Below are 22390 nucleotides of genomic sequence, written 5' to 3' on the forward strand. Positions count from 1 at the left end.
CGCCCGACCCGCCCGGCGTGCACTGGAAGACCCGCCCGCTCGTCGAGTTGACCGCCGGGCGGCCCTTCGTCTGGCTCGACGACGAGGTCAGCGATGCCGACCGGAGGTGGGTGGCCCAACACCATCATGGTCGGGCCCTGTTGCACCGCGTCGACCCTCACCACGGGCTCCGCGACGCGGACTTCGCGGCCGTAGAGACGTGGCTCCGCCAGCCGTAGGGGAGTTGGGCGGCCGGGCAGCGGGGCCGAGGGAACCAGGCGGCCCGCGCCCCCGTGTTCACGCCCCCACGTACCCCGCCAAGTGCTCCCCCGTCAGTGTGCTGCGGGCCGCCACCAGGTCCGCCGGGGTGCCCTCGAAGACGATGCGGCCCCCGTCGTGGCCCGCGCCGGGGCCGAGGTCGATGATCCAGTCCGCGTGGGCCATGACCGCCTGGTGGTGCTCGACCACGATGACCGACTTGCCGGAGTCGACGATCCGGTCGAGCAGGCCGAGCAGGTGTTGGACGTCGGCGAGGTGGAGGCCGGTCGTCGGCTCGTCGAGGACGTACACGCCCCCCTTGTCGCCCATGTGCGTGGCCAGCTTGAGGCGCTGGCGTTCGCCGCCGGACAGGGTGGTGAGGGGCTGGCCGAGGCTGAGGTAGCCGAGGCCGACGTCGGCGAGGCGGTCCAGGACGCGGTGCGCGGCCGGCGTACGCGCCTCGCCCGCGCCGAAGAACTCCTCCGCCTCCGTCACCGACATCGCGAGCACCTCGGCGATGTCCCGGCCGCCGAGGTGGTACTCGAGGACCGCCGGCTGGAACCGCTTCCCCTCGCAGTCCTCGCAGGTCGTGGCCACACCGGCCATCATCGCCAGGTCGGTGTAGATGACACCGGCACCGTTGCAGGTGGGGCAGGCGCCCTCGGAGTTGGCGCTGAACAGCGCCGGCTTGACCCCGTTGGCCTTGGCGAACGCCGTACGGATCGGGTCGAGCAGACCGGTGTACGTCGCCGGATTGCTCCGCCGGGAGCCACGGATCGGCGTCTGGTCGACCGCCACCACCCCCTCGCCGACGGCACCCCGGGTCTCGACCAGCGACCCGTGGATCAGCGAGCTCTTGCCGGACCCGGCGACCCCGGTCACCACGCACAGCACCCCGAGCGGGATGTCCACGTCGACGCCCTGGAGGTTGTGCCGGGTCGCGCCCCGGACCGGCAGGGTGCCGGTGGGCTTGCGTACCGTCTCCTTCAGCGCTGCCCGGTCGTCGAAGTGGCGGCCGGTGACCGTACCGCCGGTCCGCAGCCCCTCCACCGTCCCCTCGAAGCAGACGGTGCCGCCCTCCGTGCCGGCGCCGGGGCCCAGGTCGACGACGTGGTCGGCGATCGCGATCACCTCGGGCTTGTGCTCCACGACGAGCACGGTGTTGCCCTTGTCGCGCAGCCGCAGCAGCAGGTCGTTCATGCGCTGGATGTCGTGCGGGTGCAGGCCGATCGTCGGCTCGTCGAACACGTACGTGATGTCGGTGAGGGCGGAACCGAGGTGGCGGATCATCTTGACGCGCTGCGCCTCGCCGCCCGACAGGGTGCCCGAGGCGCGGTCCAGCGCGAGATAGCCGAGGCCGATCTCCACGAACGAGTCCAGCGTGTGCTGGAGCGCGCTGAGCAGCGGCGCCACCGACGGGTCGTTGAGGCCGCGCACCCACTCCGCGAGGTCCCGGATCTCCATCGCGCAGGCGTCGGCGATGCTGATCTTGCCGATTTTCGACGAGCGGGCCCCCTCGCTGAGCCGGGTGCCCTCGCACTCGGGGCAGGTGGTGAAGGTGACCGCCCGTTCCACGAACGCCCGGATGTGCGGCTGCAGCGCCTCCTTGTCCTTCGACAGGAACGACTTCTGGATCTTGGGGATCAGGCCCTCGTAGGTCAGGTTGACGCCGTTGACCTTGACCTTCGTCGGCTCGCCGTAGAGGAAGTCGTGCATCTCCTTCTTGGTGAACCGGCGGATCGGCTTGTCCGGGTCGAGGAAGCCGGACTGGGCGTACAGCCCCACGGTCCACTGGCTGTCCGACTTCCACCCGGGGATGGTGAACGCGCCCTCGGAGATCGACTTGGAGTCGTCGTAGAGCTGGGTGAGGTCGATGTCGGAGACCGCGCCCCGGCCCTCGCAGCGCGTGCACATGCCGCCGGTGCGGTTGTAGGTCGCCTTCACGGTCTTCGTCTTCGCGGCCCCGCGCTCGACGGTGATCCCGCCGCTCGCACGGACCGAGGCCGTGTTGAAGGAGTACGCGCTGGGCGGCCCGATGTGCGGATCGCCCAGCCTGCTGAAGAGGATGCGCAGCATCGCGTTGGCGTCGGTGGCGGTGCCGACGGTGGAGCGCGGGTCGGCGCCCAGTCGCTGCTGGTCGACGATGATCGCAGTGGTCAGTCCGTCGAGCACGTCGACCTCGGGGCGTGCCAGGGTCGGCATGAACCCCTGGACGAACGCGCTGTACGTCTCGTTGATCAGCCGCTGCGACTCGGCGGCGATCGTGTCGAACACCAGCGAGCTCTTGCCCGAACCGGAGACCCCGGTGAACACCGTCAGCCGACGCTTCGGCAGCTCGATACTGACGTCCTTGAGGTTGTTCTCGCGCGCGCCGTGCACACGGATCAGATCGTGGCTGTCGGCACCGTGCGGCGCGCCGGCCGCCTGCGAGTCCGCCCTCGTGGTCCTGCTCATCGGGTCTCCGTCTCGTCCTCGTCCGTTTTCCTACAGGTGCTGCTGTGCTACTGAGTCAGTGCCGCTGTGCTGCTGTGCCGCTGTGCCGCTGTGCCGCTGTGCTGCTGGGCTGCCGACTCAGCCCTTCGGCTTCTGCGAGATCCGTACCAGGTTGCCCGACGGGTCGCGGAACGCGCAGTCGCGCGGGCCCCACGCCTGGTCCATGGGTTCCTGGAGGACCTCGGCGCCGGACGCCCGTACCTTCTCGAACATGCCATCGAGATCGTCGGTACGGAAGACGAACATCGGCATGACACCCTTGGTGAGCAGTTCCTGAAGGGCGTCGCCGTCGGCCGCCGAGCGGCCCGCGTGCGGTTCGGAGAGGACGATTTCGAGGTCCGGCTGCGCGGAGCTGCCGAGGGTGACCCAGCGGTGTTCGCCGGACGCTACGTCGTTGCGGACCTCGAAGCCGAGTGCGTCGCGGTAGAAGGCGAGCGCCTCGTCGGGGTCGTTGACAGTGATGTGGCAGTACTGCAGTGCGATGTCCATGCCGACAACGCTAGGCGGCGGCCGTGCGGCCCGCTTCTCGAATCCTGCTCGGTACGTTTTCGATGTCCGGGGCGGGGGAGGGCGCGGGGGCGCCGGTGGCCGCCGGGGCGTTCCTGCTCGGCCGGGTCTGTACCTTCGCCACACAGGCGGGCATCGCCGTCACCGCGTCGTGCTCGCGGCCCCGGTACGCGCTCGGCGTCTCCCCGACGATCTCGGTGAACCGCGAGCTGAAGGAGCCCAGGGAGGTACAGCCGACGGTCATGCACGCGTCGGTGACACTCATGCCGGCGCGCAGCAGCGTCATCGCGCGCTCGATCCGGCGGGTCATGAGATAGCTGTACGGCGTCTCGCCGTAGGCCGCCCGGAACCGCCGCGAGAAGTGCGCCGGTGACATCAGGGCGCGCTGCGCCATGGTCGGCACGTCGAGCGGACGCGCGTACTCCCGGTCGATCAGATCCCGTGCCCGACGCAGATGCGCGAGGTTGGCGAGTTCCTGCGGGTCCATTCCGCGACGGTACCACCGGGCTTTCGGCGGGGGCCCGGATCCCGGCGGATGCCCTGCAGAGGATCCCAACGGTCGGCGATAGCGGCGAAAAAAGAGGCGCTCCCCGCCCTTCTCAACGTATAGCGCACCGGGGGGCTTGCGGCAAGACCCCCGTCGTGCCGCAGAATCGTCGGCCGAGGCGGCCCGGACCTGCGGAAATCGCGGAGATCGCGGTAAACAAGGCTGCCACATGGGGGTTTTCATGATTGACGTGATCGTGGTCGGCGGCGGACCCACCGGCATGATGCTGGCGGCCGAGCTGCGGCTGCACGGTGTGCACGTGGTCGTACTGGAACGGGACGCGGAGCCGACACCGGTCGTGCGTTCGCTCGGTCTGCACGTCCGCAGCATCGAGGTGATGGACCAGCGGGGACTGCTGGAGCGGTTCCTCGGACACGGCAGGCAGTTCCCGGTCGGCGGCGGTTTCTTCGCCGCCATCGACAAGCCCGCGCCCAAGCACCTGGACACCGCGCATCCGTACGTACTCGGCATCCCGCAGACCGTCACCGACCGGCTGCTGACCGAGCACGCCATCGAGGCCGGCGTCGAGATCCGGCGCTCCAGCGAGCTGGTCGGGCTGAGCCAGGACGAGACGGGGGTGACCGCCGAGCTCGCCGACGGCACGCGGTTGCGCTCGCGCCATCTCGTCGGCTGCGACGGCGGCCGCAGCACCGTACGCAAGCTGCTCGGCGTCGGTTTCCCCGGCGAACCCACCCGGGTGCAGGCGCTGTTGGGTGAGATGGAGGTGGGTGTTCCGCAGGAGACGGTGGCCGCGGTGGTGGCCGAGGTCCGCAAGACGGAGAAGTGGTTCGGCCTCGGACCGATGGGCGGTGAGGGGGCGTATCGCGTCGTCGTGCCCGCCGAGGGGGTGACCGCGGACCGCTCGGCGCCGACTCTCGACGAGTTCAGGACGCAGTTGCGCGCGTACGCCGGTACCGACTTCGGTGTGCACTCGCCGCGCTGGCTCTCCCGATTCGGCGACGCCACCCGGCTGGCCGAGCGGTACCGCGTCGGCCGGGTCCTGCTGGCCGGCGACGCCGCGCACGTCCACCCGCCGGTCGGCGGGCAGGGGCTCAACCTCGGTATCCAGGACGCGTTCAACCTCGGCTGGAAACTGGCCGCCGAACTCGCGGGCCGGGCACCGGAGGGACTGCTGGACAGCTACCACGCCGAACGCCACCAGGTGGCCGCCGACGTCCTGGACAACACCCGCGCACAGACGCTGCTGATGTCCGCCGAGCCGAGTCTCCAGCCGATGCGGCGACTGCTGTCGGAACTGATGGACTTCGAGGACGTGAAGCGGCACCTGATCGAGAAACTCACCGCGATCGGCATCCGCTACGACTTCGGCGACGGCCACCACCTCCTCGGCCGACGCCTGCGCGACGTGCCCCTGAAGCGGGGCCGCCTGTACGAGCTGACGCGCACCGGCCGCGGCCTGCTCCTCGACCAGACCGGCCGACTCTCGGTGCCGGGCTGGGAGGACAGGGTCGACCACGTCGTCGACGTCAGCACCGAACTGGACGAACTCGACGCACCGGCGGTGCTGTTGCGCCCGGACGGTTACGTGGCCTGGGTCGGCGAGAAGCAGGAGGACCTGCATGCCCCGCTGACCAAGTGGTTCGGTAACGCCGCGAGTTGAGGGCGACTGTCCTGCCGGGGAGGGCGTGGCCTGGTCCAACTCGGAGGAGGCCGCGTCCCGTTCACCTACACACCGCCGGGGCCAGCCCCCGTGCGGTGTCAGCCGGAGTGGCCGAGTTGGGTGAGGGCCAGGTCGAGCATGTCGGCGAAGAAGTCGGCTGCCGTGGTGTCGATGCACAGCGGTGGCTTGATCTTGAGGATGTTGAGGTGGTCCCCCGTGGGCTGGACGATCACGCCGAGGTCGAGCATGCGGTCGCAGAGTTCGGCGGTCTCTTCCGTGGCGGGTTCCAGGCTCACACGGTCCCGGACGAGTTCGAGGCCAACGTAGAGGCCCGAGCCGTGGACGGCGCCGATGACGCCGTAGCGGTCGGCCAGTGCCTCCAGCCGACTCTTCAGATGGCCGCCGACGCGTACCGCGTTGCCCTGGAGGTCTTCGTCGCGCAGGGTGTCCAGGACGGTGAGGCCCACGACGCTGGATACGGGGCTGCCGCCGGTGGAGGAGAAGAAGTAGCCCTGGTCGCGGTACCGGTCCGCGACCGCCTTGGACGTGATGACGGCGCCGAGGGGGTGTCCGTTGCCCATGGCCTTGGCGACACAGACGATGTCGGGGACGACCTGCTGCTGCTCGAAGCCCCAGAACCAGTGTCCCAGGCGGCCGTATCCGACCTGGACCTCGTCGGCGACGGCCAGGCCGCCGTGACGCCGTACCGCCGCGTACACCTGGTCGAGATAGCCGTCGGGAAGGGCGACTCCTCCGGCGTTGCCGTAGAAGGTCTCGCCGATGAACGCCCCCAACGGGCGCCCGGCGGAGGCCAGTTCGTCGATCACCGCGACGGCCTCGGGCGCGTAACGCACGGCATCCGGTCCACGGTGGCGGCCGCGGTAGGAGTTGGGCGAGTCCACGGTGTGCACCCAACTCGGGCGGGTGGCAAGGGCGTTCGGGTTGTCCTGGAGCGAGGTGGAGACCGCGTCGGAGGCGTACGTCCAGCCGTGGTACGCCTCGCGCAGCGCCACGACGTCATGCCGACCCGAAGCCCCGATGGCGAGGCGAAGGCCCAGATCCACCGCTTCCGAACCGGAGTTGACGAGGAACACCGTGTCCAGCGGGTCGGGGAGGAGAGCGGCGAGGCGCTCGGTGAACTCCACCACGGAGGCGTAGTGGAAGCGCGAGTTGGTGTTGAGCCGCCGCAACTGCCGGGAGACGGCCTGCTCGACGCGGGGGTGGGCGTGGCCCAACGGGGTGACGTTGTTGACGATGTCGAGGTACGACCGGCCGTCGGTGGACAGCAGGTGGTGGCGCCAACCACGTTCGATACGGGGAGGGTTGGCGTAGTAGTGCCCCTGCACGGTGGCGAACACGGCGTCACGCCGGTCGAGCAGTTCGCTGTCGTGCGTACGGTCGGAGTCGGCCGGGAGGCCGAGAAGCGGGGCGGGGTCGGCGGTGAGCGCGAGCCAGCCGACGGCGTACTCGGGACGGACCAGGCGCGGGACAGCGGGGCCGTCGGCGTCGCGCAGCGCGACGTGGACCGAGGCGCCGGAGCCGAGGTGGACGATGTCCTCGCCCGCCCGCACCGTCGCACCGGCGGTGACCAGGGGCTGGACCGCGCGAGGGAAGGACAGCGACAGCGTCTGCATCTGCGTCTGCGTGCCGTACGTGAGTTCCACGTGGCCCGGCGCGGCAGCAAGCACCTTCCCTGCGGCGGGAGCCTGGACCACGGCGTCCCGGCCGAGCCAGAGGTCGACTCCGGTGGGCACCGTGGGGGCGGACACCGCCGAGAGCGCCGGTGTCCCGGTGAGTCGCGCGTGGGCGTAGCGGGTGGCGACGGCGGGCGCTCCGTCCGCGAGCGCGGAGGTCACGAGCCGGGCCTCCGCGTCGGCGTCCATCCAGGCTCCCTGGTCCAGGGAATCGGCGTCGGTGGACAGGTCGAGGAGGGTGATGTCGTCGGTGAGGAGGTCGCGCAGGAGCGGACGTACCGGGCCATCGGACTGCGCCGTCCGGGCAGGCGCGTCGGCCGGGGCCATGCCGATCGCGTCCCTGATGAGACGGATCATCACCGGCAGGGGCAGGCAGGTGGCCTGTTCGAATATGTGCCATTCGTGGTCGAGGTTGGCCGTGGCGTAGCCGTTGTCCTCGTCGACGGCGGCCTGGTGCCGCCCGCTGACCACCAGGACGGCGGCGCGCAGGACGACGATCGGCCACACCGCGTCAGCCTCCTCGGGGGAGAGCGGCCGAACGGCGTGGAAGGCGCGGACGGCCGGCAGTACGTGGTGAGGCTCGACACCGTCGTGGTGGAGCATCGAGGACAGCGACACGGCGAGTTCGCCGACCGCCCAACTGCTGGTCACGTCACCGAAGTCGATGATCCCGTCCGGCATGGGGGGACGGCTGTCGGGGCGGCGGATCAGGTTGTCGTCGGTGAGGTCCAGGTGCACGGCCTGCATCGGCAGCGTGGCGGCGAGCTTGTGGACATGGGCCCAGGCCTCGGCGGTCGCGGCCTGGACGGCGGTGCGCCGGTCGGGTTCGTCGATGTGCCCGGCGAGCTTGGCGACGACGCGATCGGCGTACTGCGGGTCCCACTGGAGCACGCGGTCGAGGCCCGGGTGCCGGAAGTCGCGCAGGGCGGTGCTGACCTTGCCGACGAGCGTGCCCATGCCCGCCACGGTGCCGGGCGACAGGTGCCGTGATCCCGAGAGCGTGCCACCGGGCAGGTAGCGCAGCAGGCGCGCGACGGCCGGGCCGGTCTCGGTCTCCACCGTCGTGCGCCACGGGGAGCCGTCGGGGCGGCGCAGGACCGTGGCGACGCGCAGTTCCGGGCGGGCCGAGGCGATCAGGTCGGCTGCCGCGTCCTGGGCTTCGATCTCCACCGTGCCGAAGGCGGGGTTGGCGATCTTCAGAATAGTCGCGTCCGTCCCGTCGTCGGCGCGCAGCAGGAAGTTGGCGTCCTGCTGGCTGCCCAGCGGCTGCGCGCGAGCGGTGACGCCGAGGTGCTCGGCAGCGATGAGCTCGGCCTCGGCCGGCGCCACGCGGGGCACGGGCAGGGCGTCCTCGGTGAAGAAGTCGATCGTGCGGTACTCGTCGGGAAGCATGCGGGGTTCCTCGGCTGGTGCGGGCGAACAGGGCTCGGACGCTCGGCTGCTCGGACGCCTCAGTCGACGTGCCACAGGAAGCGGTGCGTGTGAATCGCGAAGTAGGGGAAGTTCTCGACGGACGCGACACCCTCGACGGGCCGTACGACATCGTTGATGAAGTCCAGAAGTTCCCGAGGCTGAGGGCACACCACCTCGGCGAACAGGTCGAAGCCGCCGGACGTCAGAACCGTGTACACGACTTCGTCGTGCCGGGACAGCTCGTCGGCGACCGCCCGGGGATCGCCGTCGACGCGCAGGCCCAGGAGGGCCATCGCCTGCTGGCCCATGGTCATCGGGTCGGTAACCCCGACGACCTGCACCGCCTTGGCATCGATCAGCCGCTGCAGCCGAAGCCTCGCGGCAGAGGGCGACAACCCCACCTTCGGCCCCAGATCGGCGTAAGGAATCCGGCCGTCGACCTGCAACTCCCGCAGGATGGCCCGGTCGATGTCGTCCATGCGACACCTCTCTCTCCTGCTGCTTGAACGGCAGGCATTGCGCTTGTTTCAAGCACAATGCCGGATCTGTGCGCTCGATTCAAGTGTGCTGACGATGGAATCGAGCGAGTCGGGGGCTGCGGGGTCCATCTTCTGCCGTTCGACTACGTCGCGGTGGAGGAGCGTGATGTTCTCCCTGCGGCCGCCGGGCGAGCTGACGGGATGGCTTCCGGCGCCATGAGGCCCGGATCCTGGGACCGGAAGTGACGGACCGTCAGGTGTTCGGCGTGGACTGCCTCCGCACCGCTCTCGGCCAGGGTCGCCTTCAGGACGTATCGGCGCCCGTCACGGCCGTCCTCGACCAGCATGACCTGGTCCTGGGTGCTCCCCAGGTCGGTGAGCCGACCGGTGATTCCCCATTCCTCACGCAGGAGGCGCCTCGCGTCCTGCTCCGACAGCGTCGGGCCGCGGAAAGGTGCGGGCGGGCGGCCACGTCCACCGCGCCTTCGTCGGTGAACGACCGTTGTGCCTCAGCCATGGTGCGCCGGCTTCGGCCGCCAGTCCGGGTCGCTCCAGAGGCCGAGACGTGCTTCGGCGGCGGCCCCGAGGCGGAACGCGGTCAGATCGTCGAACGGCCGGGCGACGATCTGCACGCCGGTCGGCACCCCGTTGCCCGCGCGACCTGAGGGCACGTTGAGGACCGGATGCCGGCTCGCGATGTTGAAGAGCTGGGTCAGGCACTGGCTCACGAGGTTGTCGAAGTGCACGCCCTCGGCGAGCTCGACGGATTCCACGGACGTGGCGTCCGCCGGGTAGCCGGTGGTGGCCATGGTCGGGCAGATGATGGCGTCGTGGTCGCGGTAGATCTCGGCGAGCACGGCGTGCATACGACCTTCTTCCTCCACCACCCCCAGCGCGCCGACGTTCTCCAGGGCTGCCCCAGACGCCTCGATGACATCGAGGACGTTCCGGGACCACCGCGGGTCGTCAGCCGGCGCGCACTCCAGTACGGACGGCCCGAGGAGGAGGCCGTAGTGCGCCATGGCGGTGGCCATGATCGACTGGCGGGTGATCGGGATCTCGACCGGCGTCACCTCGGCTCCGGCGTCCCGCAGGGCGCTCGCGAACCGCTCGATGTTGGCCGCCGCCTCGGGGACGACGGGGAAGTCACCGATGGTGACCGCGAGCGCGACCTTCAGTCCCGCACACGATCCGAAGGTCGTCGGCAGCGGTGGAACAGCGGGTACCGAGACGTGGTCGACGGGGTCCGGTCCGGCGATGACGTTCTGGAAGAGAGCACAGTCAGTGACCGTGCGGGCCATCGGCCCGTCCTGACAGTAGGTGTCGAGACTGAGCGGCGGCAGCGACGGCACCCGTCCGTAGGGGGGCCGGAACCCGACGACGCCACACAGAGCCGACGGAACCCGGATGGAGCCCGCGATGTCGGAGCCGGTGGCCAGTGGGGCGAGTCCGGCAGCCAGTGCCGCACCCGAGCCGCCCGACGAACCGCCGGGGCTGTAGTCGAGGTTCCATGGATTGCGTGTGACGCCCCACAGCGCGGAGTGGGTGGTCACGGCGATCGAGAACTCCGGCGTCGTGGTCCGCAGGTGCAGGACCGCACCGGCGTCGATCAGGCGCTGGACCATCGGCTGCGTCTGCGTCGCGACGTTGCCTTCGGTCAGCAGGGAGCCGAAGCGATGGGACCTGCCGGCGATCGGCATCTCCTCCTTCACCGCGACCGGGACGCCCTCGAGCGCCCGGGGCGCCGGTCCCCTCCCCGCGTACCTGGCCTCGGCGGCCCGCGCGACATCGTGGGCCTCGTCGAACATCTCCTCGGCGACAGCGTTGACCTCGCTGGTCTTGGCGACCCGTTCGATCAGCGAGTCCAGGACTTCCACCGGGGACAGCTCGCGCCGCCGAAACGCCCCCAGCATCTCCTCGGCCGACAGGTAGTTCAGGTCCATCCTTCGCTCCTCAGGGCGATGGGCAGCACGGGCAAAATAGGCAAAACGCGTGAATAGGTGGTTACTGCGCGAACAGCGTCAGGGGACCGCCCGCCGGGCCGAGTCCGCGCTCCTCCTGGATGGAGTTGCCGCCGTCCACCACGAACAGTTGTCCCGTGACGTAGGACGACTCCGGCGAGGCAAGGAACGCCACCAGCGCGGCCACCTCCTCGGGACGCCCCGCACGACCGACCGGCGTTGCCGCCCCGAGGGCGTCGACGTGCTCGTCGAGTCCCCCGGTCGCGATCCAGCCGGGCGCGACGGCGTTGACCGTGATGCCCCGTGAGGCCGTGTCCATGGCCGTCGAGCGGGTGAGGCCGATCAGGCCGGCCTTGGCCGTGTGGTAGGCGACGTCGCCCTTGTAGGCCATCACCGGACCCGAGAGCGACGACATGTTCACCACCCGGCCGTACCCGCGGTCGAGCATCGGCTGGAGCGCGGCGCGGGTCATGTAGAAGGTGGTGTCGAGGTTTCGCGAGAGGGCCGAACGCCACTGCTCGTCGGAGGCCGTCGCGAGGCTGGACGGATCTTCGGGCTCGGCCACCGAGACCATGCCGGCGTTGTTGACGAGAACGTCGATCCGGCCGAAGGCATCCAGCGCCTCGGCCACCACCGACTCGGCGAACCGGGGATCCGTGAGATCGCCCGCGACCCCACGGACGGGGCAGCTCCCCGCCAGCTCGGCTACTCGCTCCTTAATCCGCCCAGTGGTCGAGGTGATCAGCAGCGAGTAGTCCTCGGCCAACCGTTTGGCGCAGGCGAAACCGATGCCGGATGCACTGCCGACCCCGGTGATGACCGCGACGGGCCGGCCGTCGGCGTTGGTCGGGTTCATGTGGTGCTCACCCTCGAATCCCTGGACGCCTCATGGCGTAACTGAGTTGAACGTTCGTCACAGTAGGGGAATCCGGGCGGCGCGGCAATGGCCACTTCACCTGCACCTCAGGGGGATGAAACCGTACGCAGACCCCGAGTGGGACGGCCGACCTTCCTTGATATGTGAGTGGTACGTTCGTTCCAGTTCCAACGGGGAGGGGGCATGATGCCGCAGGGCACCACCCAGGCAGGTTGCCCCGCGATTGCTACCGTGCGGCCATTGCCGTCGGGCGACGCCCGACGGTCACCCACAGGTGAGAAGGGCAACGACAGACATGAGCCGGCCCCGCGAGTCCGCCCAGCGACGAGACGCCCCTGTCCTGACCGAGCGTGGCGGGGTCCGCAAAGCGGCCATCCTCGAAGCGGCCCTGCGGGTCATCGGGGACAAGGGACTCGCCGGGCTCTCCATGCGTGCCATCGCGACGGAAGCGGGGCTGCCGCTCGGCGCTCTCGGCTACTACTTCAAGACCAAGGACGATCTGATCCTTGAGGCGTTCGAGTTGCACACGCGCCGGGAGGCGGACCGGGTCCTTGCCGCCTTTGCGGGTGTCGAGAACGGCGACCATGCCGACGACATCGCCGAGCACCTCACGGCGTTCATCCACCACGGGCTGACCGAGGCACGCACGAGCCTGGTCGCGGAGTACGAGTTCCTGATCGAGTCAACCCGCAGGCCGGACCTCGCACGCGTCTCGCGGGCGTGGCGCCAGGCGCTGCAGATCCAGGTCAGCCACGTCGCGAGCCGGCTCGGCTCGGACGATCCCGAGACAGACTCAGAGATCATTCTCTCGGTCATCGCGGGTCTGGAGATCGACCACCTCTCCACACCGCTCGACCCGTCGACGACGCAGGTGATCCGCACCGCACTCCGCCGCACGATCACAAGGCTCGGGCTCCGCGGCAACGCCGCGCGGCAGTAGGTCCCATCCCTGGCAGTGCACCGCCGTCGTCGACCGCTCCACCCCCACCGACCACGACCGCCCGCAGACTGGGCATTCCTCCCACTCTCCCCGCTGCGTCGCAGCCACCCGCTGCCGGGTTCGCTGAAGCCTCCGCCACTGGCGTGACCTGCACCGACCCGAGCAGAACACCGCCTCCGCCGCCATCGTCTGCGGCAGCGGATCTCCGCAATCCTGGTCGCAGGAGCCAGGTCCGCGCAGGAGGCCGGGTGGGCGGCGGTCGGGAAGTTGGTGCCGTCACCGACGTCGATGAGGATGCGGGCTAGAAGCAATACCAGCTGGTATTGCTTCTAGCACCCGTCTCTTTGCCCTCTGACGAAGCTCCGCCTACCGTGCGGCAGCCGGGAATTCGGGGCGAGGGGCGATCGGCGTGAGCACGCCGAGGCGGTCCTCGATCTCCTGGGCAGCGGCCAGGCACAGGTCTTCCCGGAACGCGCGCCCGACAATCTGCACGCCGGACGCCAGACCGTCGCTGACTCCGGTCGGCACGGCGACCGCGGGCACGCCCACGAAGCTGGTCACCGTGCACAGGCGCATGCTCTCGGCCACCCGTTCCCGCCCCGCTTCGTCACGTGACTCAAGTCCCGGCTCGACGGGCGGCTCGGTGAACACCGGTCCGAGCAGCAGCGGGAACTCGTCGAGGAACTCCGCCCAGGAGCGGCGGATGCCGAGCCAGGCCCCCATCAGCTTCGTGAGCTCTGCGGCGTTCACAGGAGGAGTCTTCTCCATGGCCATCTGGATGTAGCGGTCTCCGCCTTCGCCGAGCAGTTTCCGCACCACCGGCCAGGTCGGCGCGAATTCGGTCACGGTGATCCGGCCGTATGCCTCGAGTGCCTCGTCCAGCCGCGGAACGTCCGCCATCTCCCGTACGTCGTACCCGGCGTCGCGCAACGCGTCCGCTGCCGCTGCGACGGCCTTGCGGACCGTGGGGTGGACGCCGTGGCCGCCGGGGTCGGCGACGACCGCGACCTTGACCGGCCCCGGCAGCGGTTCGCCGTAGAGGGGCACGGGTACGGCCCGCGGGTCCCGTGGGTCGGTCCCCGCCAGCGCCTCGTATGCCAGCCGCAGGTCGGCGACCGTACGGGCCAGGGGACCGTCGGTGACCAGCATCTGTGCGGCTGGGCCCGGGTCGTCCGGTCCGAGGACGCGGTGGTCGGCGGGGAACCGCCCGGTGGTCGGTTTCAGCCCCGTCACACCGCAGAACGAGGCTGGGATCCGTACTGATCCGCCGGAATCATTGCCGAGTCCGAGCGCGGCCATACCGGTGGCGACGGCCACTCCGTCACCGCCACTGCTGCCGCCCGGGGTCCGGCTACGGTTCCACGGGTTGACGGTGTCGCCGAACAGCTCGCTGCGGGTGTGCATCCCGGCCAGGACCAGGGTGGGCATGTTGCTGTGGCCGATCGGTATGGCTCCCGCCGCGCGGAGCCGGGCCACCGGGGGTGCGTCGGCCGGAGCCACCAAGTCGCGGAAGCGGGGCGTTCCGAGTGTGGTCGGCACGCCTTCGACAGCGGTGGTCTCCTTCACCGTGAACGGCACACCGGCCAGCGGCCCGAGTTCTTCGCCCGCTGCTCGCCGCCGGTCCATGTGTGCCGCGGCCTCGCGGGCCCGCTCAGCCAACAGCTGCGTGATCGCGTTGACCTGGGGGTTGACCTCGGCGATGCGTTCCAGGTGGCTGTCGATCAGTTCGACCGCCGATATCTCTCCGTCTCGGACGGCAGTCGCCTGGGCGGCGGCCGTCATTGCCCACAGGGCGTTCTGCCTGATCATCGCGCTTCCTGTCCACACGCCGAAGTACTCGTGTCCGAGACCTTACCCCGGAAGCGATACGATCGTATTGGAATAGGGAGGGTGACCGAGCATGCCCAAACAGGTGGACTACGAAAGCCGCCGCCGCCGGATCGCCGAGGCCGTCTGCCTCCTCGCCGACGAACACGGACCGGAGGGAGTGAGCATGCGCGACGTCGCCGCCCGCGCGCAGGTCTCACTGGGCGCCGTTCAGCGCTGCTTCCGCAGCAAGGCGGAGATGCTCCTCTTCGCCGTCGACCACGTCGGCGACCGCATCACCGAACGTGTGAGGACCCGCCTGGCCGCAAGCCCGGCCCAGTCGGCCGCCACCGCTCTGGGCCACGCGGCCAACGAGATTGCCCTGCTCCGCGAAGAGCATCGAGCCGAAGCGCGGATCTGGCTCGCGTTCGTCGCTCAGGCCGTTGTCAGCGAGCCACTCGCCGGCCCGCTGAGAACCAGCTACGCATCCCTTCAGAACCTCCTCGTCCGCCTCATCACGGAGGTCACCGAGAGCGGCTCGGCCGACGAAGGCACTACGCCGCCCAACCCACAGCGCGAGGCTCGCACTCTGCTCGCCCTCGCCGACGGCCTCACCACCCATGTACTCATAGGCCACTTGGCCGCAGAGGAAGCCGAGGAAGTCCTGCACGCGCATCTTGTCGGCCTCTGGGAACGCCTCGGCGCCATCCGCCCCAGAAAAGCCGTCTGACGCTCAGGGTGCTCTTCGCTTTGCGCGTGCCGTGTCGGCTGCACCGAATCAGTAGGACCGGGGAGTGGCTGTGACCGAGCGAGACAGTTGTCATCAAGCGCCTCCGGTGGCCTGCACTTCATCGCCTCGTTGGGCGCGATGGTTGTCACCATCTGGGCGCTGAAGTTGTCACCTGCTCGAGTCAGGACCGCCATCCGAGCTCACGCCAGACAGCGCGAGCGTGGATGGCGGTGCTGGCCACCGTGGGGCTCGGATACCGGAGCGGCCCGCCTGAAATGGGTGAGAAGAGTCGCCTGCGGCACGACGGGTTCGCCGTTCGTTTCCCGGCGACCGTCGCGCTTCCTCCGGTGCGGCGGAGTCTTTGACACGTGGTCACCATGTTGAGTGCTGCCTAGTGGGCGGTCCCGGCCAGCTGCGGGTAGAGGGCTGCGACGCCTCCGGCCAGCCCGGACTGCACCTGGCGGCTGAGGTCGTCCGCGACGATCTCGTGGGCGTCGGCGGCGATGCCGTCGACCGCGATCCGGGCGATGTCGGCCGGGTCGGACTTGGGCTCGGTGATCCCCCGGGTCATGTCGGTGTCCATGAAGCCGACATGCAGTCCGGCCACCCGGATGCCCTGCTGGGCGAGTTCCACGCGCAGGGCATTGGTCAACGACCACTGCGCGGCCTTGGCGGCGCTGTATGCGCCGGCCTGCGGAAAGCTGAGCCAGGACAGGACGGAGAGGATGTTCAGGATCGCGCCGCCGCCGTTGGCCGCGATCTGGGGGGCGAAGCCGCGGACCACCGAGAGGGTGCCGAAGTAGTGGGTGTCCATCTCCAGGCGGATGGCGTCCTGGTCGCTTGCGAGCAGGTTGGCGCCGGTGGAGACGCCGGCGTTGTTGATCAGGACGGTGACGTCGCCGGTGGCCTGGACAGCGGCGGCGACGGAGGCGGGGTCGGTGATGTCGAGCGCGATCGGCTTGGCGCCGGGCAGGTCGACCTGGTCGGGGTTGCGGGCTGCGGCGTAGACGGTGGCGCCGCGGTCGAGCAGTTCGGTGGCGAGGGCGCGGCCAAGGCCCCGGTTGGCTCCGGTGACGAGGGCGGTGCTGGTGGACAGGTCCACGGAAGGCTCCTGGTGCAGGTTGTGGCGTCGGGGGATGGGGGTGTCGGTCAGGCGGGCAGCTGGTTGAGCTTGCGGATCTGCCGGTCGAAGGCGCGGGAGGGGACGAGGCGGCGCAGGGTGCTGACGCGTCCGGCGGTCGACCCGGCGGGGTAGCGCAGCTTCGGCTTCGGGTCGGTCGCCGCGGCGACGATCGCCTTGGCGACGGTGGCGGGATCGTCGCCGTCCTTCATCGCCGCGCCCATCACGCGCTCGAAGACCTGCCGCTGGTGCTCGTAGACCGGCAGGGGCGTGGCGGGCTTCGGGGAGTTGGCCTCGAACGCGGTCCTGGTCTGGGCGGGCTCGACGAGCAGTACGCGGACGCCGTGCTGGCGGACCTCGTGGTCCACGGACTCGGAGTAGCCCTCGACCGCGTGCTTGGACGCGGCGTAGGCGGCCATGTACGGCGCGGGGACGAACCCGAGCACGGACGAGATGTTGATGATCCGGCCGCGGCCCTGGGCGCGCATGTACGGCAGGACGGCCTTGGTCATGCGGATCAGGCCGAAGACGTTGATGTCGAACAGTTGCTGGTCCTGGGCGAGGGAGCGTTCCTCGCCGGCGCCGGCGGAGCCGATGCCGGCGTTGTTGACCAGGACGTCGATCCGCCCGAACTTTTCGATCACGCGGTCGACCGCGCTGGCGACCGAGGTGTCGCTGGCCACGTCGAGGTCGAGGAACGTCACGCCGTCGCGACGGGCGTCCCCGGAGGCTCGGCGGCTCGTTCCGACGACCTCGAATCCCGCGTCGACGAGCGCGAGCGCGGCCGCCTTGCCGATGCCTGACGATGCTCCGGTCACGAGTGCTACTGGCTGGTCTGTGGTCATGGTGGGCCTCTTCAGTAATTGAATTATGACCGTAATCCAATTACTCTAGGACAGGGGCGGGCGAGCGGCAAGCGGCCTCTCGGCCGGAGCGAGGAGGAGGAGCGCGTGGCGCGCTACGCGAAAGACCACAAGCAGGCGACGCGGCAGCGGATCATCGAGGCGGCCGGCCGCCGGTTCAAGAAGGACGGCATCGACGGCTCCGGGGTCTCCATGCTCATGTCGGACGCGGGGCTGACCAACGGGGCCTTCTACGCCCACTTCGCCTCCAAGGAGGACCTCGTCGCGAACGCCGTCGCCGACCAGCTGGGCGCGCAGAACGCGAACCTTGAGGCGCTGGCGCCCGGCCGCGCCGGGCTCGAACAGTTCGTCCGCGCGTACCTGTCCGCCGAGCACCGCGACGATCCCGAGAACGGCTGCCCGACCGCCGCCCTGCTCGACGAGATCGGACGATGCGCGGACGCGACCAAGCAGGCGTTCACCGAGGGTCTACTGGCCGTCATCGACGACATCGCCGCCCGCTTGGCACCCGACAACCCGCCCTCGGCCCGCCCGCAGGCGCTCAGCGTCTTCGCCATGATGGTCGGGACGCTCCAACTCGCCCGCGCCCTGGCCGACCCCAAGCTGGCTGACGACGTCCTCGACCAAGGCGTTCGCAACGCCCTCGCGCTGCTGAAAGTCGGACCTGTGCGGTAACCCTGCTCTTCGCCGCATGTGACGGACCTGGCTGCCCCATCGAAGGCGGCGCACAGGCGCTGCTGCCCGCCAGAACCCACCACGGCATGACGCGAAGCACCCCGCGCGCGACCTGGCTGCCGGTCACTGGTGACAGATACCGCGCCCAGGTGACAACTGTGTCCCGTCTCAATGGAAGTGGGCCATCGTGAGGCGGTGACCTGGGGTGGCTCAGGTTGAGTGAGACGGCAATGGCTGGCCTGTCTCACTCAACCTGAGCAGCTGTCCGTTGACATCGAACCCAGTCGCTCTCCCGTCGAGCGGAGTCGTGCCGTGTCTGGTGCGCCCAAACCACGACACGAGAGGGAACCGACGACAAGCCCGTCGGCTCTGCGCTTGGCCGCGGGGGACGCAGAAGGGGGCCCGGTCGGCGAACCCGATGACCACGCCATCGATCGGTCCCGCGGCGGACTGACTGCGGCGTCACGCCCAGCCCCAGTGAGCTGTTGCACCCTCTTCTCCGAAGTCGTGGCGTGTCCTCAAATCGGCCTTCTCGGAGAATGGCTGTCGGGCCGATTAGTCGAGGTTTGTCTCCGGGCTTGAGCCGCGCCAGCCGCCGTTGACATACCACTTGTCGGCCGCCAGGGCCTTGAACAGGGCATAGCCCATCGTGTTGGGGTTACCCCGGTAGCGCCAGCCCTCGGCCTTGTGCTCAAGCCAGGGGGCGACGGAGTTAGTGGGCATCATCGTGAGGTCGTGGTTGGTTGATGCGATGTGGCTACTCACCAGAAGGCTGTACCGGTAGTCCAGGTCGAACACCTTCAGGTGTTTCTGGAGGCGTTCTGTGAGTGTGTCGCTCCAATCAGGGTGGGGGGAAACGAAGAACTTCATCGACGGCTGCTCATTGCCGCGTGGCCTCCTGAGACGAGCTCGAAGCCAGGGGTGGTGGGAGAAGTCGTCGAAGTAGGGGTGCAGGGTCTGGTCACCCGCATTGACGGGGACTGTCGCGCGCTTGCCGGTGTTGCAGTCGCGGCAAGCCGGGATGAGGTTAACCGGTACCACGCTGAGCAGCGGGTACGTGTTCTTGGGTAGGTGGTGATCGAGCGTGGTTACCAGGCCCTCCCCGCACAGGGGACACCGGTTATCCCGTCGACGGCCTTCTTGGTCGGTCGTACCTTTGAGCGCCTCGTAGATGCGGCGGCCCGGAGCACGGTCCTTGGCCAACCGGTCGGTGTAGACCCCCTCCAGTGCCTTGCGGTCGCGACGGGTGCCAGGCGTGGCGGCGAGGCCGGTGAGGGTGTGAAGAGCCTGGCCCTGAGCGGCTGCCTCGTACGCACTTGCTGCATCGGCCACCGCGTCGGTGAACGACTCCAGCCGTTTTCGGCTATTTGGGCGGGCGTTGGCGATGCAGGTGGTGTAGACGTCGCGTGCGTCGAAGGTCGGAGGATCTATGTGCTGCATCAGCCGTGTCCCTCCACGTCGTCGCGCTGGCCGAGCAAGGCGCTGAGCACCAACTGTGCCTCGCTGCCAAGCCGTCCACTGAAGTGTTCCAGGACAGCGTCGTAGGAGTAGCCGACGTCGACCAGGCGTCGTAGTTCGTGCAGAAAGCCGGCTTCGGTGAGTTCCAGACCGAAGACCTCGTGAGTCAGCACGCCGACGTTCTCGCCGTACGTTTCGATGCGGGGCTGCGCGGCTCCGAGTTGCCCGCCGTAGCGCCAGAGCTTCCAGACGCAGTGGGCAGGAATCTCTTGGAGTACAACCGGAGAGTGTGTGGCGACGATGGCCAGCCCGTTGCGCTCGGCGAGCAGATCGGACAGCGCCCGCATGAACGCGGACAGCAGGGGCGGATGGAGGTGGGTTTCCGGCTCATCGATGATGACGAGGGTCCGCTCACTCACGTGCTCGATGAGCCGGGTCATGGTGAGCAGAACGAGCCGGTGGCCGGCGCTGAGACGGCGGAAGAGCTGCCGGGCCTTATTCTCGCGGCTGTTCAGGCTTGCGGTGTTCTCGAAGTTCTCCAGCCATCCCTCCTCCAGGAGTCCGCTCCCGGGATAGTCGAGGGTGCGCAATGCCCTGATCCATTGTGGGCTGCGCTCGCGCGTCAGACATGCCTTCATGGCCTGCGCGAAGTCCTTCCTGAGCCCGCCAGGGGTCTTGAACCTGGGGGATCGTGAACCCTGAACACGCAGGCCCACGTAGGAAGCGATGAACATTTCGTCGCCCTCGACGAGCGGGAAGTCGTCAAAGGCGCTGAACGAGACAGTCACCAGGTTGTTGAAGGATCGGCCCTCGCGGCCGTACTCGATGATCCGCCCGAGCTCATATATCTGCGGCTCGACCGCAGCGACGGCGCGGGCCAAGTGGGAAAGCACATATGACTTCCCCACGCCGTTCCGTCCGGTCAGGGCGTGCACGTTGCTGGCCGGCCGGGAGCCTGGTTCGACCTTGAATTCGAACCGCACGGAACCCATTGCCGGTGGCAGCGGCGGCTCGTAGGCGATATCGAAACTTACCCGGCGCGCTCCGCCGCGTGCGATGCGCCGCAGCTGCCCGCGCACGGTCGACATCTTGACGAAGCGCAGTAGCGAAGTGCGGGTCACATCTTGGTTCCGCGCGAGGCGGAAGGAGTCCTCGTCATAGGCGATATCCCGGAGCGCGGTGAGTACTTCCTCCCGGATGGCGCTGGGTATCTCGCTCAGCGTGTAGTAATAGCTTTCATCCTGGCCCACCGAGAAATAGCGCGAGCTGTCCAGGCGGCTGAAGCGCTCCGGGAGCAGATAGTTGGCGGGAACGTTCTCGCCATCCGTCGCCACGTGGCCAATCTTCACCGTGCCGACCTCGATCCAGCCCTCCCTGGTCAGAACGCGCAACGTGAACATGGTGCGGTATCCGTCGTCGTCCCAGGTGTCGTGGACGAGGAGCGCATCGAAAAGATCCTCCGCCATGGCGCCACCTTCGGCCAAGCGACGGTCGTCATAAAATACGCCGAATCGCACGGTTTTCCTGGCCCTCCCCCTGCTTACTGTGCTCCGTCGTGATGTGCGATCTTAGGCGGCGGCGCGCACGGGTGTGCGGGGGCGGACGTCGCGAACTCAGCGGCCCGGCTGGAGTGCGACGCTGGAGTCTGGAGTAGGACCGCCGTTGCTTTGCCGCGGGCCGGTGCGGCTATGTGTTGTCGCTGCGGTGGTGGGCGTGCCAGAGGCGTCTGAGGGTTTCGAGCTCGGTTCGTGGGAAGTGTTCGCCCCACTTGCCTCGATAGCCGCTCTCGCCGTAAGTCTGCGCGACCTCGTCGAAGCAGCGGATCACGGTGCGGGCGAGCTGGTCGATGCCGAGCTGGCTGGACCAGATTTCGGTTCCCCTGTTGTCGTGATCGCTGCCGTCGCGCAGTTCCAGCACGCGGATCCAGATGTCCTCGCCTTCGCGGTAGAAGATCCACCGGTAGGCAGTCGGCTCGGCCTCGAACTGGGCACGGGTCTCTGTCTCGCCGGCGACGAGCCGGCCCACTGCGGTCAGGAGCTCCTCGGGCGCATTGGTGATATAGGACGCGGTGAGCTCGACTTTCACCAGGCGATCTTCAAGGGTGCAGTCGGCCCACCCGGATCCTGCAACCGTCCAGGTGATGCGCATGTCGGATGTCACTGGTTCTCCTCGGCGAGAAAGGCCCGGACAGCGGCGGCGAGGGAAGTCATCTGCTCGCCGGCCTCCAGCCAGGTGGTCATCGAGGCGCCCCAGCCGCCTGCGGCCTGCGTCCACGGCCGCAAGGCCCAGGTCAGCCCGACGTAGCCGCCGGACCGGAAGGCCGCCGACACCGTCAGGTCGCGGTCGTTGGCATGCCAGCTCCGTTCGCCGTCCCACCCCCGGTAGTCGGTGGCGAGCTCTTCCAGAAACGTGGTGAGGTCGCTGTCCCAGATCCAGGCGACGACCTCGTCGACGCGAGCGGTCAGCCCGGGAGCGCGCAGTTCGACGGCATAGTGCACGGAGTCGGCGTCGAAGCTGAACCGATCGCAGAACGTCACGCTGACGGACGCGTTGTCCTGGCAGCGGATGGTCACACTGGCCTCATCGTCAGTGCTGACGTCTGGTGTGGTCATGGGTGGAACGCTAGGTCAGCAGCTCGTTCGACGTCACTTGGATTCGCTGTCGGTGGGGTGGAGAACGGCTTCGGCGATTGCACAGACGCGCTCCATAGCGATGCCAGGTGTGAGTGCCCGGCGCCCTCTGCCGAGGTGACTGTGCGAACGGCTGGTTAGGCATTGAATCGCGACGGACTGTTACGTGGCGGTGCTGGAGTGTGATACGGGTAGGGATCTTCAATTCCGATGCCGGGATAGAAGCGGCAGGGGGACGTGCCCTAGCCTCGAAGTTTCGTGACGGTCCGCCGACGGAGTTGGTGGACCGTTTTTGTGCCGTGGGTTGAGGCTGTGCAGGCCGAGGGCCCGGGTGTCGCC

General features: G+C 68.9%; 19 protein-coding genes and 1 pseudogene. 5 read left to right on the forward strand and 15 right to left on the reverse strand.

Translation table 11 applies throughout. The annotated features are described in order from the left end of the window. Window positions 1-218 (forward strand): annotated as a pseudogene (locus ADL01_RS06380) (hypothetical protein); the annotation flags it as partial. Between the two features lie 58 nt (window positions 219-276). Here ADL01_RS06380 and ADL01_RS06385 read toward each other — a convergent pair. The 3 genes from ADL01_RS06385 to ADL01_RS06395 form a co-directional block, all read right to left on the reverse strand. Then, window positions 277-2691 (reverse strand): ATP-binding cassette domain-containing protein, encoded by a 2415-nt coding sequence (locus ADL01_RS06385; protein ID WP_053740913.1) that lies wholly within the window; start codon window positions 2689-2691, stop codon window positions 277-279. A 117-nt stretch (window positions 2692-2808) separates the two neighbouring features. Next, entirely contained in the window at window positions 2809-3219 is a 411-nt protein-coding gene (locus tag ADL01_RS06390) for a VOC family protein (protein ID WP_053740914.1), read from the reverse strand. A 10-nt stretch (window positions 3220-3229) separates the two neighbouring features. Next, on the reverse strand, window positions 3230-3724 hold the full coding sequence (locus ADL01_RS06395) for a helix-turn-helix transcriptional regulator (protein ID WP_053740915.1): 495 nt from the start codon (window positions 3722-3724) through the stop codon (window positions 3230-3232). 241 nt (window positions 3725-3965) lie between these two features. Between ADL01_RS06395 and rox the strand changes: the two genes are divergently transcribed. Beyond that, window positions 3966-5405 (forward strand): rifampin monooxygenase, encoded by a 1440-nt coding sequence (gene rox, locus ADL01_RS06400; protein WP_053740930.1) that lies wholly within the window; start codon window positions 3966-3968, stop codon window positions 5403-5405. A 98-nt stretch (window positions 5406-5503) separates the two neighbouring features. Here the strand turns inward: rox and ADL01_RS06405 are convergent, their stop codons facing one another. From ADL01_RS06405 to ADL01_RS06425, 5 genes are all read right to left on the reverse strand, one after another. Further along, window positions 5504-8491 carry an aminotransferase gene (locus tag ADL01_RS06405; protein WP_053740916.1) on the reverse strand — a complete coding sequence of 996 codons (2988 nt, stop codon included), beginning with the start codon at window positions 8489-8491 and terminating at the stop codon, window positions 5504-5506. Between the two features lie 59 nt (window positions 8492-8550). After that, complete coding sequence (locus ADL01_RS06410) at window positions 8551-8991, reverse strand: Lrp/AsnC family transcriptional regulator (RefSeq protein ID WP_053740917.1); 441 nt, start codon at window positions 8989-8991, stop codon at window positions 8551-8553. A gap of 143 nt (window positions 8992-9134) precedes the next feature. Then, window positions 9135-9338 carry a hypothetical protein gene (locus ADL01_RS06415; protein ID WP_053740918.1) on the reverse strand — a complete coding sequence of 68 codons (204 nt, stop codon included), beginning with the start codon at window positions 9336-9338 and terminating at the stop codon, window positions 9135-9137. Between the two features lie 162 nt (window positions 9339-9500). Then, entirely contained in the window at window positions 9501-10934 is a 1434-nt protein-coding gene (locus ADL01_RS06420) for an amidase (protein WP_053740919.1), read from the reverse strand. Between the two features lie 61 nt (window positions 10935-10995). Further along, window positions 10996-11808 carry an SDR family NAD(P)-dependent oxidoreductase gene (locus ADL01_RS06425; RefSeq protein ID WP_053740920.1) on the reverse strand — a complete coding sequence of 271 codons (813 nt, stop codon included), beginning with the start codon at window positions 11806-11808 and terminating at the stop codon, window positions 10996-10998. 316 nt (window positions 11809-12124) lie between these two features. Here ADL01_RS06425 and ADL01_RS06430 point away from each other — a divergent pair, with 316 nt between their 5' ends. Then, a complete protein-coding gene (locus tag ADL01_RS06430) occupies window positions 12125-12769 on the forward strand; it encodes a TetR/AcrR family transcriptional regulator (protein ID WP_053740921.1) in 645 nt (214 codons plus the stop codon). A 366-nt stretch (window positions 12770-13135) separates the two neighbouring features. On the opposite strand, the gene ADL01_RS06435 is transcribed toward ADL01_RS06430, so the two are convergent. Beyond that, window positions 13136-14578 carry an amidase gene (locus ADL01_RS06435; RefSeq protein WP_053740922.1) on the reverse strand — a complete coding sequence of 481 codons (1443 nt, stop codon included), beginning with the start codon at window positions 14576-14578 and terminating at the stop codon, window positions 13136-13138. A gap of 91 nt (window positions 14579-14669) precedes the next feature. On the opposite strand from ADL01_RS06435, the gene ADL01_RS06440 reads away from it, so the two are divergent. Next, complete coding sequence (locus ADL01_RS06440) at window positions 14670-15305, forward strand: TetR/AcrR family transcriptional regulator (protein WP_053740923.1); 636 nt, start codon at window positions 14670-14672, stop codon at window positions 15303-15305. A gap of 391 nt (window positions 15306-15696) precedes the next feature. Here the strand turns inward: ADL01_RS06440 and ADL01_RS06445 are convergent, their stop codons facing one another. Both ADL01_RS06445 and ADL01_RS06450 read right to left on the reverse strand, forming a co-directional pair. After that, complete coding sequence (locus ADL01_RS06445) at window positions 15697-16407, reverse strand: SDR family oxidoreductase (RefSeq protein WP_053740924.1); 711 nt, start codon at window positions 16405-16407, stop codon at window positions 15697-15699. Window positions 16408-16454: 47 nt separating this feature from the next. Next, window positions 16455-17270 carry an oxidoreductase gene (locus ADL01_RS06450; protein WP_053740925.1) on the reverse strand — a complete coding sequence of 272 codons (816 nt, stop codon included), beginning with the start codon at window positions 17268-17270 and terminating at the stop codon, window positions 16455-16457. Between the two features lie 105 nt (window positions 17271-17375). Here ADL01_RS06450 and ADL01_RS06455 point away from each other — a divergent pair, with 105 nt between their 5' ends. Further along, on the forward strand, window positions 17376-17963 hold the full coding sequence (locus ADL01_RS06455) for a TetR/AcrR family transcriptional regulator (RefSeq protein WP_053740926.1): 588 nt from the start codon (window positions 17376-17378) through the stop codon (window positions 17961-17963). A gap of 555 nt (window positions 17964-18518) precedes the next feature. On the opposite strand, the gene ADL01_RS06460 is transcribed toward ADL01_RS06455, so the two are convergent. The 4 genes from ADL01_RS06460 to ADL01_RS06475 form a co-directional block, all read right to left on the reverse strand. Next, window positions 18519-19403 carry an HNH endonuclease gene (locus ADL01_RS06460; protein ID WP_053740927.1) on the reverse strand — a complete coding sequence of 295 codons (885 nt, stop codon included), beginning with the start codon at window positions 19401-19403 and terminating at the stop codon, window positions 18519-18521. After that, window positions 19403-20887: an AAA family ATPase gene (locus ADL01_RS06465; protein WP_053740928.1), complete on the reverse strand. Its 1485-nt coding sequence runs from the start codon at window positions 20885-20887 to the stop codon at window positions 19403-19405. The genes ADL01_RS06460 and ADL01_RS06465 overlap by 1 nt, the downstream gene beginning before the upstream one ends. 220 nt (window positions 20888-21107) lie before the next feature. Further along, a complete protein-coding gene (locus tag ADL01_RS06470; protein WP_199834769.1) occupies window positions 21108-21581 on the reverse strand; it encodes a hypothetical protein in 474 nt (157 codons plus the stop codon). Beyond that, window positions 21578-22033 carry a DUF6228 family protein gene (locus tag ADL01_RS06475; protein WP_053740929.1) on the reverse strand — a complete coding sequence of 152 codons (456 nt, stop codon included), beginning with the start codon at window positions 22031-22033 and terminating at the stop codon, window positions 21578-21580. Before ADL01_RS06475 ends, ADL01_RS06470 begins: the two co-directional genes overlap by 4 nt. Between the last annotated feature and the right edge of the window lie 357 nt (window positions 22034-22390).

The sequence above is a fragment of the Streptomyces sp. NRRL WC-3618 genome (assembly GCF_001280005.1).
GTDB lineage: Bacteria > Actinomycetota > Actinomycetes > Streptomycetales > Streptomycetaceae > Streptomyces.

Bases quoted from the DNA above. Each gene is read 5' to 3' on its own strand.
- ADL01_RS06450 (WP_053740925.1), bottom strand. From the start codon at position 17,270: ATGACCACAGACCAGCCAGTAGCACTCGTGACCGGAGCATCGTCAGGC.
- ADL01_RS06420 (WP_053740919.1), bottom strand. From the start codon at position 10,934: ATGGACCTGAACTACCTGTCGGCCGAGGAGATGCTGGGGGCGTTTCGG.
- ADL01_RS06460 (WP_053740927.1), bottom strand. From the start codon at position 19,403: ATGCAGCACATAGATCCTCCGACCTTCGACGCACGCGACGTCTACACC.
- ADL01_RS06385 (WP_053740913.1), bottom strand. From the start codon at position 2,691: ATGAGCAGGACCACGAGGGCGGACTCGCAGGCGGCCGGCGCGCCGCAC.
- ADL01_RS06415 (WP_053740918.1), bottom strand. From the start codon at position 9,338: ATGCTGGTCGAGGACGGCCGTGACGGGCGCCGATACGTCCTGAAGGCG.
- ADL01_RS06430 (WP_053740921.1), top strand. From the start codon at position 12,125: ATGAGCCGGCCCCGCGAGTCCGCCCAGCGACGAGACGCCCCTGTCCTG.
- ADL01_RS06440 (WP_053740923.1), top strand. From the start codon at position 14,670: ATGCCCAAACAGGTGGACTACGAAAGCCGCCGCCGCCGGATCGCCGAG.
- rox (WP_053740930.1), top strand. From the start codon at position 3,966: ATGATTGACGTGATCGTGGTCGGCGGCGGACCCACCGGCATGATGCTG.
- ADL01_RS06390 (WP_053740914.1), bottom strand. From the start codon at position 3,219: ATGGACATCGCACTGCAGTACTGCCACATCACTGTCAACGACCCCGAC.
- ADL01_RS06410 (WP_053740917.1), bottom strand. From the start codon at position 8,991: ATGGACGACATCGACCGGGCCATCCTGCGGGAGTTGCAGGTCGACGGC.
- ADL01_RS06465 (WP_053740928.1), bottom strand. From the start codon at position 20,887: ATGGCGGAGGATCTTTTCGATGCGCTCCTCGTCCACGACACCTGGGAC.
- ADL01_RS06475 (WP_053740929.1), bottom strand. From the start codon at position 22,033: ATGACCACACCAGACGTCAGCACTGACGATGAGGCCAGTGTGACCATC.
- ADL01_RS06435 (WP_053740922.1), bottom strand. From the start codon at position 14,578: ATGATCAGGCAGAACGCCCTGTGGGCAATGACGGCCGCCGCCCAGGCG.
- ADL01_RS06405 (WP_053740916.1), bottom strand. From the start codon at position 8,491: ATGCTTCCCGACGAGTACCGCACGATCGACTTCTTCACCGAGGACGCC.
- ADL01_RS06395 (WP_053740915.1), bottom strand. From the start codon at position 3,724: ATGGACCCGCAGGAACTCGCCAACCTCGCGCATCTGCGTCGGGCACGG.
- ADL01_RS06425 (WP_053740920.1), bottom strand. From the start codon at position 11,808: ATGAACCCGACCAACGCCGACGGCCGGCCCGTCGCGGTCATCACCGGG.